This window comes from Methylobacterium sp. WL103 (assembly GCF_008039885.1).
Classification (GTDB): Bacteria; Pseudomonadota; Alphaproteobacteria; order Rhizobiales; family Beijerinckiaceae; genus Methylobacterium; species Methylobacterium cerastii.
The window spans coordinates 1-1,372 of the sequence record NZ_VRUX01000867.1; the positions used below are offsets into that span (position 1 = coordinate 1).

Below are 1,372 nucleotides of genomic sequence, written 5' to 3' on the forward strand. Positions count from 1 at the left end.
GGCACCCGCTGCGGCGGCTCAGGCGCGGCCGGCATGGTTCGGATGGCGGCCGGCGCGCGCGGCGAGACCGCCTCGGGCGGTTCGTGCAGCTCCGAGGCTCGCTCCTCGGACTGGGCCGGCGCCGGGCCAGCGCCGCGCAGGCGCCGGCCGAGTTCGAGATACAGGACGTGGTCGGCGATCTCGCGGTCGAGGGCCTCGCGCCGACGGCGCAGGTCCGACAGGCGCGCCTCGATCTCCGCTTCCGACAATTCCATCACGCCCGGCGCTTTCCTTCCAATGGAAGAGATGGAATATCATCATTCCTAGAGGGAAGGAAGATGCAGAGGCGGTGGCAGCTCGCGACGCTTCAGGGAATGGAACACTCGTTCCCAACGACGGAGCAGCTCGTATCGCTGGAATACACGGGCATTCCCTAAACGGCTCCCTCTTTCCCTGCCTGCATCTTCCGTATTCCCTTGCGGGGCGGAACGAGGAGCATGCCGGGATCGGCCGGCTGCAGGGTCATGCCGCCGTCGTCGAGGGCGACCGGCAGCTTGGGAAACACCTCGCACAGATGCGCGACGTCGGTCTTGAACGCCTGACGGAAGCTGCGGATGCAGGCGTTCTCGGCGCCGAACTGCCCGTGCAGGTTCGTCCAGGTGAGCCGCAGGGGTCGCTGCAGGGCGCGCAGGCGGTAGCCGACCCAGAACAGCAGGTCCAGCTTGCGCGCGGAGCCGGAGAAGGCCCGCGCCGCCCGGATGTCGACGGGCAGGGCGTGCCGGATCAGGTTGTCGTAGAAGTCCTGGTGGAACTGCACGGTGCGGGACCAGGCCGCGCCCTCCCCGTCCCTCGCCCCCTCCCGCGCGCTCGGGCGCCACAGGTCGAGGCTGCGGAACGGCGGCACGTTAAGGGTGCTGGCCTGGTCGTGCCCGTCCCACAGGCCGATCTGCATCGAGCAGGCGGCGAGCCGGTTGAGCTGTTCCTTGAACTGCCGGATCGTGCCGCGCTCGCCGCCGGTGACGGCGAACCCCATCTCGCGCATGAAGCCGGACAGGGAATCGGCGACCTCGATGGTCGGGCTGCGCTGGCGCACGGCCTCGGTGCAGAGGTGGAGCAGCACGAGCCGCGCCTTCGGGCCGTAGGGCAGGCCCTGCGGCTCCATCTCGCCGGTGACCGGGCTCTTCAGCCGGCCGGCGACGAGGTTGAGCGAGTTGCGCCCGTAATCGCGGGAGAACTCCCGTACCGGGCCGGGATCGCGATAGGGCAGGCCGCACAAGGCCAGCACCGAATGGATGTGCTGGAGGTTCTCCGGCACGGTCGGCTGGTTCTCGATCACCTCGCGCACCGCGTCGCGCCGGCGCTGGTCCCGCCCCATCCCGGCTCGCCGCCCGGC

General features: G+C 70.1%; 1 protein-coding gene and 1 pseudogene. Both read right to left on the bottom strand.

From position 1 onward, the window contains the following. A pseudogene (locus tag FV222_RS26215) lies at nt 1-254 on the bottom strand (hypothetical protein); the annotation flags it as partial. Nucleotides 255-412: 158 nt separating this feature from the next. Next, a partial coding sequence (locus FV222_RS26220) for a replication protein RepA (RefSeq protein ID WP_147816046.1) occupies nt 413-1,372 on the bottom strand: 960 nt, incomplete at its 5' end.